We start from the raw sequence: 15713 nt of genomic DNA on the forward strand, positions 1-15713 counted from the left end.
ATGATTATCAGACTAACGTTTTGTTTTTTTGCTCGGTAAACTCGCCTGGCGACGTTCGCGAACATAGGAAAAAAGATTATAAATTGCAGCAATGAGTAAAATAAGCGCCACAATGAGAAGGGCGATTCCTGACATGTACCACCTCAAAAATAAATGAGTAAAAAACAAGCTTCGCATAACTTGTGATTATGAATGTATGATTTTGTGCTAAATAACGCAAATGATATTTCTTATCATTTAAAACCGGGCGGGGATGTCTGGCTGTTTGCTTTCGTTGTAATCTACTGATATATAGATTATTTCTAATTATGGATTCATTCTACTGCAATCCTGGCTGCCCTGGAACCTGCTAATAATGATGATCGCATACCGGCATCGCGTCCAGGCGAGTATAAAGAACAGTAAACAATTCCCCACCGGTATGAAAAGCGCCTTTGTTTTTCACTGTACCGTTAAGCGTAGGTGGTCGTGCCGGGATGATATTAAGGCCCGGCATTAACCCTATTAATAATCATGTTATTGATATCGGCAGATGAAATTATTATGCCTGCGATCGGCAATATAAATCCGGTGAAATTTATTCGCACGCGATAATCTTTAGATTCTGCGTAATTGTAATATTTATGTTAAATATTACGCATATCCAGGACGTGGATAAGAGAAAGGACGCAGGTTTGACTTTCTATAGCCGCTCATGCGAACATTCGGCGCAATTTGTTGCTTCGAAGTTGATATTGTTTTGAAAAAAATAGCGTGTTTCCTTTTTGTGGCCTGCGCCACGGCGATGCTTTACGGGAATTTTCCGGCCAAACAGATTATGGGCTGTGAAGAGCAGGGCGTCGCGGAACCGGTCTGCATGGCGGCCGCATGGGATAGTGAAAAAGTCGATCTTTTGCCGGCCTGGAATCCCGACGTCCAGAAGCTGATTACCGCGCAAAAGACCCTGTCTGCTGCGGAGCCGGGGTCTTTCAAATCGTAAAAAAGCAGCCTTCACGGGCTGCTTTTTTAGGTTTCATTGCTGAGTAAAATCGCTAAAACCAACCAAAACGAACGGATAACAGGCCGATAAGCGCAAGTGCCGCGCCGACATTTATCAGAAGGACGGTTTTGCTGGAAACATCCATAACGCCACCTTTATAAATAAGCCTCTACATTTATAGTACGAGCTCAAAGTTTGCGCTATCGGACAAAGACGAATCGGGCGTTTTTCTGAAATTAACCCTGTTACCTGTTTTAAAATACCATAATCTCTGACGCACTCTGGGGGTGCGAAAAGGCATCGCGGTCGGCGAAAATGCCAGTCAGGGAAGGAAGAAGAAAAATGACGTTATACCAGAAAATGCTGATTTTTTACGGAGTTATGGGCTTCATCTGCGCGGTAATCAGCTGGTTCTTAACGAAAGAGAGCCGCTGGATCCGCCTGCTGGCGGCGCTGTTGATTGGTGCGACATGGCCGTTCAGTTTTCCCATGGCGCTGCTGGTCTCCCTGTTTTGAAGGAAAAATCGATGGCTCACTCTTGGTTATGACTGTATAAAAAAACAGTCATCACTCACGGAGCCTTTTCGATGCTTAGTTTTTACTCTTCACAGGCTGGCGCTATAGTGCGCTGGCTCGACCTGCCCGGTCGCGGCGACCCTGTTGTTTTTATCCACGGCCTGGGCTGCGCCTCGACCTATGACTATCCGCGCGTTGCCGCCGACCCGGCGCTGGCCGGGCGGCGAATGATTCTTGTCGATTTACCCGGTTTCGGCTACAGCGATAAACCCGAGTCCTTCGGCTACCGTATTGGCGATCAGGCCGGGGTGGTGGTTGAGCTGCTGGACCGCTTAGGGCTTGAGCGCTGCTATCTATATGGCCACAGCATGGGGGGCAGCGTCGCGATTGAAGCGGCCGAGCGGCTCGCCGGACGGGTGCGGGCGCTGCTGGTGGCCGAGCCTAATCTCTATCCCGGGGGCGGCATGTACAGCAGACGTATCGCCGAACAAACTGAAGAACGCTTTATTGCTCGCGGCTACGCCGACATGCTGTCCGCCGACGCTTCGCCTTGGGCCGGCTGTCTGCAAAACAGCGCCCCCTGGGCGGTGTGGCGCGGCGCGACCAGCCTGGTGAAGGGCGTTAATCCCTCCTGGTTTAGCCGCTTTATCCACTTATCCTGTCCTAAGGCTCTGATATATGGTGAATATTCGCTACCGGCCCAGGAAGCGACGGATAGCGAAGCCGCCGGGATCCCGCTGCTGGTAATACCCCAGGCCGGGCACTCAATGGCGTGGGAAAACCCATCGGCGCTGGCCCGTACGCTCGCCGATTTTTACTCCGCCATGGAGGCAGAAGCCTGATTCGTGATCGCCGCATATAAAAAGAAACTACATTTCATTTATTTTGATATATCGTTTCTTTTATTCATGGCGAGCGTGAAATGCGAAAAATCACTATCCTGGGTATCTCGGCTTTACTCTTTACACCGCTGCTTCTGCAAGGGTGCGCGACGCAAACTCCGCGCGGGACCACCTCCCGTCCGCAGCTTACGGCGGCAGAAGCGGCAACCTTCACCATTGAGCGCTATTTTGCGCAAGGCGGCGCGTTAAGTGCCCCCGATGGCCCCTGGTCGCCATCGCCAGTTCACCCCCGCAAACCGAGAGCGCGTGGCGCGTGGCACCCTCGGGAGCGCCGTTCACCCGCATTCAGCAGGCGGTTAACGCGGCAATAGACCAGCATGGGGCGCAGGAGGCGCGCATCTATATCCGCATCGAACCGGGCATCTATCGGGAGACGGTCTATATCCCTGAAGGCGCGCCGCCGATAACCCTCTACGGCGCCGGAGATAATCCTGAAGAGGTGAGAATTGAGCTGGCAATAGACTCGCAGTTCTCGGTAGCGCGCTATCGCCAGCGGGTAAATAGCCAACAGCAATACCGCGAAGGCGATCCGGCATGGTATCAGTATGCGCTTTGCGCCGGGCGAACCAGCAAGACGATAGGCACCAACTGCGCGGCGGTGGTCTGGTCGCAAAGTGCGGATTTTCAGCTGCTGAATCTCAGCGTAGCCAATAGCCTGCTGGATACCGTCGACGGTGGGACGCATCAGGGCGTGGCGCTGCGGACGGACGGCGATCGCGTGCAGCTGGAGAACGTCCGCCTGCTCGGACGTCAGGACACGCTCTACGTAAATACCAGCAATCGGCGCAATGAGGCGGTAACCGACCGTATCAGCCGGGTATACGTGAAAGACAGCTACGTCGAAGGGGATGTGGACTACGTCTTTGGCCGGGCGAACGCCGTTTTTGATAACGTCCATTTTCACACCGTCTCAACGCGTCGCTCGCCCGAGGCATACGTGCTTGCGCCAAATACGTTGCCGGATAATCCATACGGCTTCCTGGTGAAGAATAGCCGCTTTACCGGCGACGGCGGCTATCAGGGCAGCTTCAAAGCGAAGCTGGGTCGCGCCTGGGATCAGGGGGCGGGGAAGACCGGTTATTTAGCGGGTAAAACCGCTAACGGACAGGTGCTTATTGCCAACAGTACTATCGATCAAAGCTACGATCGGCTTTCCCCCTGGGGCGCTGCGGCCACCACCGCCCGGCCGTTCCGCGGCAACACTTCCGCAGAACGGCAGCTTGATGATGTTGCCTTCAATCGCCTGTGGGAATTCAATAACCGCTGGCAGCCCTGAGGCTTAAAACGGGAGCTCGCGCGGGACCGTTTGCAGCGTTATCCAGCGTAGCTCGGTAAACTCGGCAATTCCCGCGCGTCCGCCAAAGCGGCCGTAGCCTGACGATTTGCAGCCGCCAAACGGCATTTGCGCTTCGTCGTGTACGGTGGGGCCGTTGATGTGGCAAATGCCGGTTTGCAGATTTTGCGCCAGGTTCCACGCCCTGGCGCTGTCCCGGCTGTATATCGCCGACGAGAGGCCATATTCGCTTTCATTGGCGACGGCCAGCGCTTCGGCTTCGTCCTTAACGCGAATAATCGATTTCACCGGACCGAACGACTCTTCATGCCAGATGCGCATTTCCCGGGTGACGCCATCAAGCAGGGTGGCGCGCATTTGCGTCGAATCGGATAGGCCGCCGGCCAGCAGGCGCGCCCCCTTCGCCAGCGCGTCCTCTATCAAGGCATTGCAGCGGGTGACGGTCTTCATGTCCACCACCGGGCCGAGCAGGCTGGCGGGCAGGGCGGCGGCGCGTCTGGCCATCTGAGCCACAAACGCTTCCGCGACGGTCGCGTCAACGATGATGCGCTCGGTGGACATGCAGATTTGTCCGGCGTTGGCGAATGCGCCAAAAATTGCGCCTGCGGCGGCCTGTTCGAGATCGGCGTCATCCAGCACCAGCAGCGGCGCTTTGCCGCCGAGTTCCAGCACCGCGGGTTTCAGATGTTCGCCGCAGGTGCGGGCGATTATCCGTCCCACCGGCGTGGAGCCGGTGAAATTGATGCGGCGTACGGCGGGGTGGGCAATCAGTAACTCCACCAGCGCAGGCGCGTCGGCGGGGGCGCAGGTCAGATAATTGACCACGCCCGCGGGAAAGCCTGCCGCCGCCAGGGCATCGATAATCAGCCCCTGGGTCGCCGGTGAAAGCTCCGCGCCTTTGAGGATAACCGTATTTCCACAGGCCAGCGGCGTGGCGATAGCGCGGGTCGCGAGGATTAATGGCGCGTTCCACGGCGCCATGCCAAGCACCACGCCTGCACCCTGGCGGATGCCCAACGCCAGGTTTCCCGGCACGTTGGAAGGGATCACCTGGCCCTCAATTTGCGTGGTCAGGGCGGCGGCTTCGCGCAGGATATCGGCGGCCAGATGAACGTTAAAACCGGCCCAGTGCGCGGTGGCTCCCGTTTCCGCCGCCATCGCGGCGATAAATTTCGCCTCACGGCGCAGCATCTCTTCCGCGGCCTCCAGCAGGAGACGTCGGCGCTCGGCGGGTACCGTATCGCGCCACTGCGGGAACGCCGCGCCGGCGGCAGCGGCGCAGCGGCGGGCGTCCGCCAGGCTGGCGGCGCTGGCAACGGAGGCGCGTTCGTGCGTGAGCGGATTATCGCGGGTAAAGGTGGCTTGACCTTCAGCATCATGCCACTGGCCGTTGGTGTACAGATTGCAGGTTATTGTCATTATTGGCTTCTCCTGGCGTTACGATTTGCCGAGTGTATCGGGTTGCGCCGCCGCGCGGTGGCGGTCGGGCGGTTATCGCCCGCTTTTTTCGTAACTTTGCGCAGGGTTCACATTTATGAAGAAGTTCGATGACGCCAATTGAGAGGATGTTGAATTTATCGTCGAAAACGCGGTTTTTAGCATAACCTGATAGCAATTGATTATTTGCCGGTTGAATTCTCCTGTGCTGTTATTAAAGGACTTATAACAAATTCATAAGGCTTATAACCATGTCTACAGGGAAAACGTTTCTTGCGCTGGCGTTGAGCGCGCTACTGCCGGCGGCAGGCGCCTGGGCGGCGGGCAACGATACGCTGGTCTATTGTTCCGAAGCTTCGCCGGAATCTTTCAACCCGCAGATTGCCAGCTCGGGCCCATCTTTCGTCGCCAGTTCCCAGGTGCTTTATAACCGCCTGATAAACTTTGACCCGGTCAAAAATACGCCGATTCCCTCGCTGGCCACCGAATGGCGCGTCTCCCCGGACGGTAAAACCTGGACTTTCACCCTGCGTAAGGGCGTGCAGTTCAACAGCAACAAATACTTCAAGCCGACCCGTGATTTCAACGCCGATGACGTGCTGTTCTCGGTGCTGCGGCAGAAAGATGCCAGCCATCCGTACCATAATGTTTCCCAGGGACATTACGAATACTTCCACGACGTTGGGCTGGATAAGCTGATCAAAGACGTCAAAAAAATCGATGATTATCACGTGCAGTTTGTGCTGAACGAGCCGAACGCGGCGTTCCTCGCCGACTGGGGAATGGATTTTGCGTCGATTCTGTCTGCCGAATATGCCGATGCGATGCTGAAAAAAGGCACCCCGGAGTATGTCGATACCTGGCCTATTGGTACCGGACCCTACGCGCTGCAGCAATATAAAGCGGATTCGCTGATCCGCTATGTCGCTAACCCGCACTACTGGGACGGTGACGTGCCGACCAAACACCTGATTTTCTCGATCACACCGAACGTTGAGACGCGGCTTGCGAAGCTGCAAACCAATGAATGCCAGATTATCCCCGCGCCGTCGCCGGTACAGTTCCCGGTGATTAAGGGCAATAAAGATCTGGCGCTGCATGCGGTTGAGGCGCTCAACGTTGGCTATCTGGCCTTTAATACCGAGAAAAAGCCGTTTGATAACGTACTGGTGCGCCAGGCGCTGAACTACGCTACCGACAAGCAGGCAATCGTGAAAGCGGTCTTCCTGGACTCCGGCAGCGTCGCGAAATCGCCGATCCCCGCCAATATGCTGGGCTATAAGAAAGATCTGCCTGATTACGACTACGATCCGCAAAAAGCGAAAGATCTCCTTAAGCAGGCCGGGCTGGAAAAAGGGGCCGAGGTCACCCTGTGGTCGATGCCGGTGCAGCGGCCGTATAACCCCAATTCCCGACGTATTGCCGAGATGATTCAAAATGACTGGAGCAAGGTTGGGATCAAAGCCAAAATCGTTACTTATGAATGGGGTGAATACCTCGCCGGCATGCGCAAAGGCGAGCACGACAGCGCGCTGTTTGGCTGGATGTCTGATAATGGCGATCCGGATAACTTCGCCGGCACCCTGTTAAGCTGCGATAACATTAAAACCGGCTCTAACGTTGCCCGCTGGTGCGATAAATCCTACGATGCGCTGGTGAAAAAGGCTATCCTGGTCAGCGACCCGCAGGCGCGCGCCGGACTCTACGCTCAGGCGCAGGAGATTTTTCAGCAGCAGGCCCCCTGGATCACCCTGGCGACCGGTAACACCTTCTACGCGACGCGCAGCAACGTGAGCGGCTACAGCGTGAGCCTGATGGGCAGCGATTTTTCCAAAGTTAAACTCAATTAAGCCGGAAGGAGAGAAGCATGTCGCATCTGGATGAGGTCGTCGCGCGCGTGGACGCCGCGATTGCCGAAAGCGTTATTAGCCATATGAATGAACTGCTGATCGCGCTGAGCGATGACGCGGGGCTGGGGCGGGAAGAGCGCTACGTTCAGCAGCAGCGTTTGCGTAACGCCATCGCCCACCACGGCCGCCAGCAGCACGAGGAGCAGGAAGCTCGCCGGGAGCAGCTGACCCGCGGCGGCGAGATTCACTAGTTACGCCGCTAGAACTGGCGCCTGGCCACCAGCCAGGCGCCGATAACCAGCATCACCGCCCCGCAGAGCGGGCCAACCAGCGCGCGTAGCGGGACGTGGTGCGCGCGAATCAGATCTATCACTAAGCCCCCAACCAGCTGGCTGGCAATCAATACCGCAATCGTGGTTGCCGCCCCGACGTTCTGATAGCCGCTGATGCTGGCAAAGACAAAGAACGAGCCCAGCAGACCGGGAATGAGCGTCCACCACTTTACGCTGACCGCCAGCTCCTGAAACCCCGCCGCGCCGTGCTTAAGCAGCAGTATTGTCACGAAAATCACGATGCCGACCAGCGAGTTAAGCAGCATGGCGATCAGGATGGTTGATGCGGACTGGGTAATGCGCACCATCAGCGTGTTTTGCAGCACCAGCCCGACGCCAGCGGCGATTAAACAGGCCAGGGTCAGCGTTTGATTCATGCGCTGCCGTCCGGATCGCGGCGATCGTCAAGCTGCAGCTGCATAAAGGTCAGATCCAGCCAGCGGCCAAATTTCGTGCCGACCTGCGGCATCTGCCCGGTGGTGATAAAGCCCAGCGTTTCATGCAGATGCAATGAAGCCTCGTTTTGCGCTTCAATGCCGGCGACCATGACGTGTTTATTCAGCCGTTTCGCCTCGGCGATAAGGGCGACGAGCAGGCTGCGGCCCAGCCCTTTCCCCTGATGATCGGGGTGGACATAGACGGAATGTTCGACGGTGTGGCGAAAGCCGTCAAAGGCGCGCCAGTCGCCGAAGGAGGAGTAACCGGTAATCACCCCGTTTTCTTCGCTCACCAGCACGGGATAACCGGCTATCTGCCGGGCTTCGAACCAGGCAATACGGTTGTCGGTATCGACGGTTTTGTCGTTCCAGATGGCGGCGGTATGGACGACCGCGTGGTTGTAGATTTCAGCGATTGCCGCGCAATCGTCTTTGCTGGCATGGCGGATGCTCATGGTAACCCTCAGGCTTGTACACTATAGTAGTACGATATTATTACAATAATGTACACAAGGCTGTCATCTGTTTTAGCCATAAATTTTTCCTCTGGCCGGCCGGGTCCGTTGTGTGCGATGACTGCGCGACCCTGGCTTGCCTGCGCAGAAACATCATTCATATTTATATTTCATGATTGGAGGATTTATTAAATATATTACTGTTAATCTGCCGTCATATTTTACATTTTTATTTACCGGATTTGGATTTTCCTGACATGCAGAAAAGAAATTACTTTTATCATAACTCCTTGATTATATTGGTGATGATGTAAATCATTGTGATGGCAGTCCGCTTTTTATTTTCACCCAATAGAACTAGTCTAACCCCTGAAGATATATTTCGGTTAAGCAGAGTGCATGTCGAGAAGTTATTCAATGTGGCTCTGTTGGATTTTATATAACGATATTCTGTTTACACTATTATGCGTATTTATACGCAGGGAATGATTTTGCTAACAAGGGTGAAGCAATGGCGCGTACACAAAATATGAAGAAATTAATGCCGTCAATATTGGCAATGGCCATGGGGGCTATATCTGGCAATTCAGCTATGGCGGCTGAAACCACCGCGCTACAGGCAGCACCGGCTTATACCGCGACGCAGACTAAAGGGGAGACGCTGTGGAGCAATGACGATACGGCAATCGGTATTTTAGGATCCGTACGTTTAATGGCCAAAACGGACTCTAATCATACTCAGGAACATAATATACAGAATAATGACTCGCGGCTGGGGGTTGCCGTGCGGCATAATTTTGACCTGAACGGCCTGAGTAATTATGCCGTCGGTTATTATGAGACCGGCGTTCATGGTTTAGATTCCGCCACCGATGACCAGGGCAATGATGTTTATACCCGGCAGGCTTATGCCGGTATTGGCAATGACCGCTATGGCGTGGTGACCTTCGGCAAACAGTATGCTCCCACGGACTGGGGGCTGGGTATTGATACGACTTATGCCTGGGGCGGTAAAGCGAAACATGATACCACCGGAATGTCGACGGATATTATTAATTCCGCGGCAATCTATTATTACAATGATAAAAATATGACGATTGGCGTCATGGGGCAAGGCAATGACAACGTCGACAGCATCGGCTTTGCGGCCTACGGCGATGGGCCGAACCTGCATGATGCTTACCGCGATGGTTCAGCCACCGTTCACGGCGGCGCCGCGGTTGCCGCGCAGTACCGTTGGGATAACGGCTTCTCCGTCTCCAGCGCGGTGGCGTATAACAATTACACGGTAAATAGCGGGTCAGTCAGCGGCTGCCAGAATTTTGGCCCGAATGGCCACTGTTTTAATTACACCGATAATAACGGCGATGCCTATGACGGCAATACTTATAGCATGGGCATGAACGCGAAATATACGACAAGCGTTGGCGATCATGCCTGGTATAACGGCGCGGAAGTGACTTATTACCTCAATAAAGTGAATGATGTTACAGCGGCGACCAGCGGCCATTACGAACATAATAACCAGCAGGGGGATGACCAGGAAACGGTTCTCGGTCTGGAATATGACTCGCAATTTAAAATCACCCCGGCCTGGGGCGTGTACGTTGATTTTAACTGGTCGCAGGGCGGCGATGCGATGGAGGGACAGCACTTCCAGTCGACGGTATTGGGTACCGATTACTGGCTGGGGAAAAACGCGGTGACTTATCTTGAATACGGCTACGAAAAAGCCTGGGGCAACGATAATGAAGCGTGGAATATTGACGACAATCTCGGCGCAGTGGGGCTGCGCGTCTTTATCTGACGGGCATTTTCTTTTCATTTATGGTCTTGAGGGTGCTTTAGTTAACGGATTGCATCCTTTTCTGCCTTGCCCGGCGGTGTATTACGTCGGGCCTTTTCACGATAATCGCCGCTATCGGCGTCTGGTTGTAGAAACAGTAGGGCTACACTATAGTGTCACGTTATGAATACTATAGAAGACAACCTCAACCAGCGCATCAGCGCACGCATCCGAATCGAGCGGGAATCCCGCGGCTGGTCGCTCAGCGAACTCGCCGAGCGGGCTGGGGCGTCGCGGGCGATGATCCACAAGATCGAGCGCGGCGAAAGCAGCCCGACGGCGTCGATGCTTGGACGACTTTCCGGCGCCTTCGGCATTAGCATGTCGACGCTGATCGCCAGGGCGGAGATGCAGGAAGGCAAGCTGCTGCGTTTTGCTCATCAGCCGGTGTGGCACGATCCGCAGAGCCACTATCTTCGGCGTCACGTTTCCCCGCGTAGCGACCTGCCTATCGATCTGGTGCAGGTGGAACTTCCGGCTGGCAGCGACGTTCCTATGCCCGCGTCATCCTATGCGCTGGCCCGGCAGCTCATCTGGCTACAGCAGGGCGAACTGGTCTTTCTCGAAGGCAACGCGCGCCACGAAATGCAGGCGGGGGATTGCCTGGAGCTCGGGCCGCCGAACGACTGCCGCTTTATTAATGAAACCACGCAGCCCTGCATCTATCTGGTGGTCCGGCTCAATCAATCTGCCTCATAATGTCAATGCGCGTAGCCGGGAAAGCAGCTAGCCTCAATACAGACTTGTCAAAAGAGGAGTTTGTTATGGCTTTCAATCCGCAACGCCACCGCCGCTGGCTGCTGGCATCCCGTCCGCACGGCGAGCCGACCGGGGAAAACTTCCGCCTGGAAGAGGGTGAGGTCGCTTCACCCGGGCCGGGACAGCTACTGCTGCGCACCGTCTTTCTGTCTTTAGATCCCTATATGCGCGGGCGGATGAGCGACGCGCCTTCCTATTCGCCGCCGGTCGCCGTTGGCGCGGTGATGGTGGGCGGCACCGTGAGCCGCGTCGTGACATCAAACCATGATGATTATCAGCCCGGCGACTGGGTGCTGGGCTACGGCGGCTGGCAGGATTATGAACTCTCCGACGGCAGCGGGCTGGTGAAGTTAGGCGAGAGCCCGGAACACCCTTCCTGGGCGTTAGGGATCCTCGGCATGCCGGGCTTTACGGCCTATATGGGGCTGCTGGATATTGGTCTGCCGAAAGCGGGCGAAACGCTGGTGGTCGCCGCCGCCACCGGGCCGGTTGGCGCAACGGTCGGACAGATTGCGAAGCTGAAAGGCTGCCGTACGGTGGGCATCGCGGGCGGCAGCGAGAAGTGCCGCTATGCGGTAGAAACCCTCGGCTTCGACGCCTGCATCGATCACCGCGCGCCCGATTTCGCCGTCAAACTGCTTGAAGCCTGCCCGCAGGGGATCGATATCTACTATGAGAACGTCGGTGGGAAAGTGTTTGATGAAGTACTGCCGCTGCTGAACACCTCGGCCCGCGTGCCGGTTTGCGGCCTGGTCAGCGGCTACAATGCCACCGCGCTGCCCGACGGCCCGGATCGTTTACCGCTGCTGATGGCGACAATCCTCAAAAAACGCATCCGTATGCAGGGCTTTATTATCGGCCAGGATTACGGGCACCGGATTGCCGAGTTCCAGCAGGAGATGGGGCGCTGGGTGCAGGCAGGGAAAATCAAATACCGCGAGCAGGTGGTTGACGGCCTGGAGAACGCGCCGCAGGCGCTCATCGGTCTGCTGAAGGGCGAGAACTTCGGTAAAGTGGTGGTTCGCGTCTCTCCTGACGAGTAGCTTTTTCCCGGCAGGCATCGCGCCTGCCGGTTTTATGATGATTTACGCGTAAAACGCCAGCCGCTCCGCCAGCAGGTCAACAAACGCCTGGCGATCGACATCGAGCATCACCGTTGCGTTCGGCTTCCTGCCGGTCAGATTGTAGAAATCGACCACGGTCATTCCCTGTGTATATTTCCCCTGCGTTTCCACGCCGACCCAGCGTTCAACGGTGGTAAACATCTCCGGCTTCAGCAGCCAGGCAATGGTGCACGGGTCGTGCAGCGGCGCGCCGACAAAGCCCCATTTCTCATCCTTATGGTACTCAAGGAAGAAGTCGAGCAGTTCGGCGACGATGGTGGATATCGGGTTGCCAATGCGGCGGAAGCGCTCAATATCCTCAACGTGAATTTGCGCTTTATGGGTGACGTCTAACCCGGCCATCACCACCGGAATGCCGGACTGGAAAACGATCTCCGCCGCTTCCGGGTCGACGTAGATATTAAACTCGACCGCCGGCTGCCAGTTACCCAGCACCATCGCACCGCCCATTATCACGATGCGGGCAATTTTGGCATGCAGTTCAGGGTGGCTGTTGAGCAGCAGGGCGACGTTGGTTTGCGGGCCGGTTGCGACGATGGTGACCGGCTCGGCGCTGTCGCGCAGGGTTTTGGCCATCAGCTCGACGGCGGTGCACGTCTGGGCGGCAAAGCCCGGTTCCGGCAGCGCCGGACCGTCAAGACCGCTCTCGCCATGCACGTTATCGGCGATAATCAGCTCCCGCATCAACGGCTTGAGCGCGCCGCCGGCTACCGGAATATCCGGGCGCTTAAGCAGGGTGAGCATCCGCAGGACGTTGCGCAGGGTTTTGTCCGGGGTCTGATTTCCCGCGGAAGAGGTGACGGCTTTAACATTGAGTTCGGGTGAGGCGAGGGCAAGAACGAGGGCAATCGCGTCATCATGACCCGGATCGCAATCGATAATCACTGGCAGTGCCATAGCAGCTCCTTGTTGGCGTTATTTTGTGACAAGGGTAACGCCGTAAAGCGGTATAGACGAGGCTTAGCGCAGGATAGTGTGATGACGTGCACGATTGAGCACCGATATCGCGCGACGCCTTGCCAATCTATCTGCCTGATCCTTGCGCAATCAGGGGGTAGCCATGCGGTGGCGCAAAAAGTCGCTTCTCGCGGAGGCCTATAATGATAAAACGACTCAACCATACAAATATTCATGGTTTGCTTTCCGCCAACGGATTCTTATTCTAAAGAAAACTTCAAGAGGTAACCGCAATGAAAGATGTTGTAGATAAATGCAGTACCAAAGGCTGCGCCATTGACGTGGGCTCGATTATTGATAATGAGGACTGCGTCTGGCGGGTAGAGAAAAACTTCGCCAGCCGCGAAGAGGCCGAGTCCACCATCGCGGCCGTCCGCGAACGTGCCCTGGCCGCCGCGCCCGCCAGCGAGCCGCCGCAGGTCGACTATACCATCGTGGCCGCCGGCGATGAGGCAAAGCTTGAGGCTTCGATTGCCTTCTCCTGCCAGGCGGAAAAGATCATTTTCGAATTGTCGTTAAGAAACGTGATTTAACGCCATCGAGCATCCACGGCTAACCCTCAACAGGATCCTGCAAGCGATCCCGTTGAGGTCCCGCAATTAAGCGTTACTCAAACCGCCATGCCAGATTTAGACCGATACCGTAATTACGGCCCGGCGCCGGTTCGTAGTAGCGGCCGTTGGATTCGTTAACGATAACCGAGCCCGCGTAGCTGCGGTCGAACAGGTTATCGACGCGGCCAAACAGATCCATATCCATTTTGCCGTAGCTCCATTTATAGCCGGTCGTCAGGCCGACCACCGTCCAGGATGGGGCTTTGGCGGTATTCTCATCGTTAGCCATAATATCGCTCATATAGCGAATATCGCTGCCCGCGTACCAGCCTTTTTCGGGCTGGTAGCCAAAGGAGGCATAGCCCATGTTGCGGGCGATCCCCGGAATGCGATTGCCTTTACAGCTGGCATCATCACAGACGTTGGTACGATAGGTCGCATCCAGCCAGGTCCAGGCCGCTTTTAAACGCCAGCTCTCGCCGAACTGCTGATCCAGCCCCAGCTCCATCCCCTGGCGACGGGTTTTCCCGGCGTTTTTGTAGCTGGTACGCCCGCCGCTGCTGGTGTCGACGACAATCTCATTGTCGGTGTCGGTCTGGAACAGCGCGGCGGTCAACAGGCCGTTGCCGATACGCGCCTTGCTGCCAATTTCAACGGTTTCGTTGGTGGACGGCTGCAGGCCAAAGTTCAGCCCGCCCTGGTCGCCGGAGCGATAGGAAAGCTCATTGATGGTCGGCGTTTCGAAACCGCGGCCGGCGGAGACGTAGACGTTCCACGCGTCGGTTACCGCATATTTCAGCGAGCCTGCCGGCAGCCATTTATGATAGCTGGCCTCGCCGCTGTCATCGGCGTTGCCCGGCGTAATGTAATAATCGTTGGAATCGAACCAAACTGAGCTGTAGCGCACGCCCGCGTCCAGAGAGAGTTTCTCGGTGAGCTGCCACTGGGTTTGCAGATAGGGATCGACGTTCCACATCAGGTTACGCTCGTTGCGGCGCAGGTCTCCCTTTTCACCGTACTGCGGCGCGCCGTCGCTCATAACAAAGTTTTCGTAACCTTTGCGGCGCTCGCTCATGGTTTCGTAATCAAGACCGGTGGTAAAGGTGACCGGCACCAGCAGCTCGCCGCGGTGGGTCCAGCGGGTATCAATTCCCTGGTAGTGACGCGTCAGGTCGATAACGCCGCCAGCATGGGTGGGTTTGAGCTGCGGCGCGCGAGGAATCGATTGATACTGGGTGGTTTCACGTTCGCCGGCGTACATCATCACGCTCAGATCGTCCTGCTCGCTCAGCTGTCGCTCGTAGCGTAAACCGGCCTGGGTCTGTTTGATGGTTTTGCGGGTATTGTACTCATCGCCTCTTGGCGACTGGCGCGGATTATTTTGCCATTCGTCGTAGCTCAGGCCGCCCGCGTCATTAGCTTTAATATCCACGCTGTTGAACAGCAGGGTCAGCTTACTGACGTCATTGATGCGCACGCCGAGCTTCGCGTTGGCAAGATTCTTACGCGCGCCGCTATGGTCGCGGGAGCCGTGGGTGGTGAAGCGGTTGGTGGAAACCACGTAGTCGACGTCGCCCGCGTGGCTGCCGTCGCCCACCGCGCCGGTCGCTTTCATACCGTAATGCCAGGTGCCAAAGCTGCCGTAGTAGCTGCTGGCTTCGATAGTGGGCGGCTGGCTTCCGGTCTGGCTGGTGGCGTTGATCACCCCGCCGGAGGAGTTACCGTACAGGGCGGAAAAAGGCCCGCGCAGCACCTCGAGCGAATCGAGGCTGCCAATATCAATATTCGAGGTTTGCCCCTGGCCATCGGGCATGGTGGCCGGGATACCGTCGACGTAAATACGCAGCCCGCGCACGCCGTAGGTGGAGCGGGACCCGAAGCCGCGAATCGAAAGCTGCAGATCCTGCGCGTAGTTCTGGCGGTTTTGCACCTGCAGTCCCGGTACCGCGCCCAGCGACTCGGAGAGGTTTACCCGCGGCGCGGCCTGGCGCATCTCATCGCCGTTAACCACGCTAACGGCGGCGGGGGTATCGAGTTCAGAAACCGCCGACGGCGCGGCGGTAACCACCATGGTCTGTTCAGCGGCGAGAGCGGTTGGCCCTGCGGAGACCAGCGGCAAAAGCAGAGCGGGGAGCGCGGCGGCGCGCACGGAAAGGATTTTCATCAAAGTTACTCACAAAACGAACCAAACGGAACATATGTATATATGTTAGCTCTTTTGTAAATTTTTTGAAAAGACTTAACGGAATTTGAGTTAACAAATAGCAAGAA

General features: G+C 56.3%; 16 protein-coding genes and 1 pseudogene. 10 read left to right on the forward strand and 7 right to left on the reverse strand.

The genetic code is table 11. The features are described 5' to 3' along the window. Positions 1 to 12: 12 nt before the first annotated feature. Positions 13 to 135, reverse strand: a complete 123-nt coding sequence (locus CDA56_RS30735; RefSeq protein ID WP_139153617.1) for a small membrane protein — start codon at positions 133 to 135, stop codon at positions 13 to 15. Positions 136 to 694: 559 nt separating this feature from the next. Between CDA56_RS30735 and CDA56_RS16500 the strand changes: the two genes are divergently transcribed. Beyond that, on the forward strand, positions 695 to 979 hold the full coding sequence (locus CDA56_RS16500) for a hypothetical protein (protein WP_014229236.1): 285 nt from the start codon (positions 695 to 697) through the stop codon (positions 977 to 979). A 52-nt stretch (positions 980 to 1031) separates the two neighbouring features. Here the strand turns inward: CDA56_RS16500 and yncL are convergent, their stop codons facing one another. Beyond that, complete coding sequence (gene yncL / locus CDA56_RS16505) at positions 1032 to 1124, reverse strand: stress response membrane protein YncL (protein WP_004101822.1); 93 nt, start codon at positions 1122 to 1124, stop codon at positions 1032 to 1034. Between the two features lie 197 nt (positions 1125 to 1321). On the opposite strand from yncL, the gene CDA56_RS16510 reads away from it, so the two are divergent. From CDA56_RS16510 to CDA56_RS16520, 3 genes and pseudogenes are all read left to right on the forward strand, one after another. Further along, positions 1322 to 1495: a GhoT/OrtT family toxin gene (locus CDA56_RS16510; RefSeq protein WP_004850604.1), complete on the forward strand. Its 174-nt coding sequence runs from the start codon at positions 1322 to 1324 to the stop codon at positions 1493 to 1495. 71 nt (positions 1496 to 1566) lie between these two features. Further along, complete coding sequence (locus tag CDA56_RS16515; protein WP_047723843.1) at positions 1567 to 2337, forward strand: alpha/beta fold hydrolase; 771 nt, start codon at positions 1567 to 1569, stop codon at positions 2335 to 2337. A gap of 80 nt (positions 2338 to 2417) precedes the next feature. Beyond that, a pseudogene (locus tag CDA56_RS16520) lies at positions 2418 to 3673 on the forward strand (putative acyl-CoA thioester hydrolase). 3 nt (positions 3674 to 3676) lie between these two features. Here the strand turns inward: CDA56_RS16520 and CDA56_RS16525 are convergent. Further along, positions 3677 to 5110: an aldehyde dehydrogenase gene (locus tag CDA56_RS16525; RefSeq protein WP_102803919.1), complete on the reverse strand. Its 1434-nt coding sequence runs from the start codon at positions 5108 to 5110 to the stop codon at positions 3677 to 3679. Between the two features lie 269 nt (positions 5111 to 5379). On the opposite strand from CDA56_RS16525, the gene CDA56_RS16530 reads away from it, so the two are divergent. Both CDA56_RS16530 and CDA56_RS16535 read left to right on the forward strand, forming a co-directional pair. Next, positions 5380 to 6978 (forward strand): ABC transporter substrate-binding protein, encoded by a 1599-nt coding sequence (locus tag CDA56_RS16530; RefSeq protein WP_048263602.1) that lies wholly within the window; start codon positions 5380 to 5382, stop codon positions 6976 to 6978. A 17-nt stretch (positions 6979 to 6995) separates the two neighbouring features. Then, a complete protein-coding gene (locus CDA56_RS16535; protein WP_014229241.1) occupies positions 6996 to 7229 on the forward strand; it encodes a DUF2526 family protein in 234 nt (77 codons plus the stop codon). Positions 7230 to 7237: 8 nt separating this feature from the next. On the opposite strand, the gene CDA56_RS16540 is transcribed toward CDA56_RS16535, so the two are convergent. Continuing rightward, on the reverse strand, positions 7238 to 7687 hold the full coding sequence (locus tag CDA56_RS16540) for a DMT family transporter (RefSeq protein ID WP_025107886.1): 450 nt from the start codon (positions 7685 to 7687) through the stop codon (positions 7238 to 7240). After that, entirely contained in the window at positions 7684 to 8202 is a 519-nt protein-coding gene (locus CDA56_RS16545) for a GNAT family N-acetyltransferase (protein ID WP_014838395.1), read from the reverse strand. Before CDA56_RS16545 ends, CDA56_RS16540 begins: the two co-directional genes overlap by 4 nt. A gap of 511 nt (positions 8203 to 8713) precedes the next feature. On the opposite strand from CDA56_RS16545, the gene CDA56_RS16550 reads away from it, so the two are divergent. The 3 genes from CDA56_RS16550 (at position 8714) to CDA56_RS16560 (ending at position 11850) form a co-directional block, all read left to right on the forward strand. Then, entirely contained in the window at positions 8714 to 10009 is a 1296-nt protein-coding gene (locus tag CDA56_RS16550) for a porin (protein ID WP_102803917.1), read from the forward strand. Positions 10010 to 10171: 162 nt separating this feature from the next. Next, positions 10172 to 10747 (forward strand): helix-turn-helix domain-containing protein, encoded by a 576-nt coding sequence (locus CDA56_RS16555; RefSeq protein WP_025107883.1) that lies wholly within the window; start codon positions 10172 to 10174, stop codon positions 10745 to 10747. A 65-nt stretch (positions 10748 to 10812) separates the two neighbouring features. Continuing rightward, positions 10813 to 11850 (forward strand): NADP-dependent oxidoreductase, encoded by a 1038-nt coding sequence (locus CDA56_RS16560; RefSeq protein WP_103814202.1) that lies wholly within the window; start codon positions 10813 to 10815, stop codon positions 11848 to 11850. Positions 11851 to 11892: 42 nt separating this feature from the next. On the opposite strand, the gene rihA is transcribed toward CDA56_RS16560, so the two are convergent. Beyond that, positions 11893 to 12828: a pyrimidine-specific ribonucleoside hydrolase RihA gene (gene rihA, locus CDA56_RS16565; protein ID WP_025107881.1), complete on the reverse strand. Its 936-nt coding sequence runs from the start codon at positions 12826 to 12828 to the stop codon at positions 11893 to 11895. A gap of 293 nt (positions 12829 to 13121) precedes the next feature. Between rihA and CDA56_RS16575 the strand changes: the two genes are divergently transcribed. Beyond that, entirely contained in the window at positions 13122 to 13421 is a 300-nt protein-coding gene (locus tag CDA56_RS16575) for a DUF406 domain-containing protein (RefSeq protein ID WP_025107880.1), read from the forward strand. Positions 13422 to 13494: 73 nt separating this feature from the next. Here the strand turns inward: CDA56_RS16575 and pqqU are convergent, their stop codons facing one another. Further along, the gene (gene pqqU, locus CDA56_RS16580; RefSeq protein ID WP_165795105.1) at positions 13495 to 15606 is read right to left on the reverse strand and encodes a TonB-dependent receptor PqqU; all 2112 of its coding nucleotides are present in this window, start codon (positions 15604 to 15606) and stop codon (positions 13495 to 13497) included. Positions 15607 to 15713 lie beyond the last annotated feature (107 nt).

Source organism: Klebsiella michiganensis, assembly GCF_002925905.1.
Taxonomy (GTDB): Bacteria; Pseudomonadota; Gammaproteobacteria; order Enterobacterales; family Enterobacteriaceae; genus Klebsiella; species Klebsiella michiganensis.

Bases quoted from the DNA above. Each gene is read 5' to 3' on its own strand.
- CDA56_RS30735 (WP_139153617.1), bottom strand. From the start codon at position 135: ATGTCAGGAATCGCCCTTCTCATTGTGGCGCTTATTTTACTCATTGCT.
- CDA56_RS16500 (WP_014229236.1), top strand. From the start codon at position 695: ATGCGAACATTCGGCGCAATTTGTTGCTTCGAAGTTGATATTGTTTTG.
- yncL (WP_004101822.1), bottom strand. From the start codon at position 1,124: ATGGATGTTTCCAGCAAAACCGTCCTTCTGATAAATGTCGGCGCGGCA.
- CDA56_RS16510 (WP_004850604.1), top strand. From the start codon at position 1,322: ATGACGTTATACCAGAAAATGCTGATTTTTTACGGAGTTATGGGCTTC.
- CDA56_RS16515 (WP_047723843.1), top strand. From the start codon at position 1,567: ATGCTTAGTTTTTACTCTTCACAGGCTGGCGCTATAGTGCGCTGGCTC.
- CDA56_RS16525 (WP_102803919.1), bottom strand. From the start codon at position 5,110: ATGACAATAACCTGCAATCTGTACACCAACGGCCAGTGGCATGATGCT.
- CDA56_RS16530 (WP_048263602.1), top strand. From the start codon at position 5,380: ATGTCTACAGGGAAAACGTTTCTTGCGCTGGCGTTGAGCGCGCTACTG.
- CDA56_RS16535 (WP_014229241.1), top strand. From the start codon at position 6,996: ATGTCGCATCTGGATGAGGTCGTCGCGCGCGTGGACGCCGCGATTGCC.
- CDA56_RS16540 (WP_025107886.1), bottom strand. From the start codon at position 7,687: ATGAATCAAACGCTGACCCTGGCCTGTTTAATCGCCGCTGGCGTCGGG.
- CDA56_RS16545 (WP_014838395.1), bottom strand. From the start codon at position 8,202: ATGAGCATCCGCCATGCCAGCAAAGACGATTGCGCGGCAATCGCTGAA.
- CDA56_RS16550 (WP_102803917.1), top strand. From the start codon at position 8,714: ATGGCGCGTACACAAAATATGAAGAAATTAATGCCGTCAATATTGGCA.
- CDA56_RS16555 (WP_025107883.1), top strand. From the start codon at position 10,172: ATGAATACTATAGAAGACAACCTCAACCAGCGCATCAGCGCACGCATC.
- CDA56_RS16560 (WP_103814202.1), top strand. From the start codon at position 10,813: ATGGCTTTCAATCCGCAACGCCACCGCCGCTGGCTGCTGGCATCCCGT.
- rihA (WP_025107881.1), bottom strand. From the start codon at position 12,828: ATGGCACTGCCAGTGATTATCGATTGCGATCCGGGTCATGATGACGCG.
- CDA56_RS16575 (WP_025107880.1), top strand. From the start codon at position 13,122: ATGAAAGATGTTGTAGATAAATGCAGTACCAAAGGCTGCGCCATTGAC.
- pqqU (WP_165795105.1), bottom strand. From the start codon at position 15,606: ATGAAAATCCTTTCCGTGCGCGCCGCCGCGCTCCCCGCTCTGCTTTTG.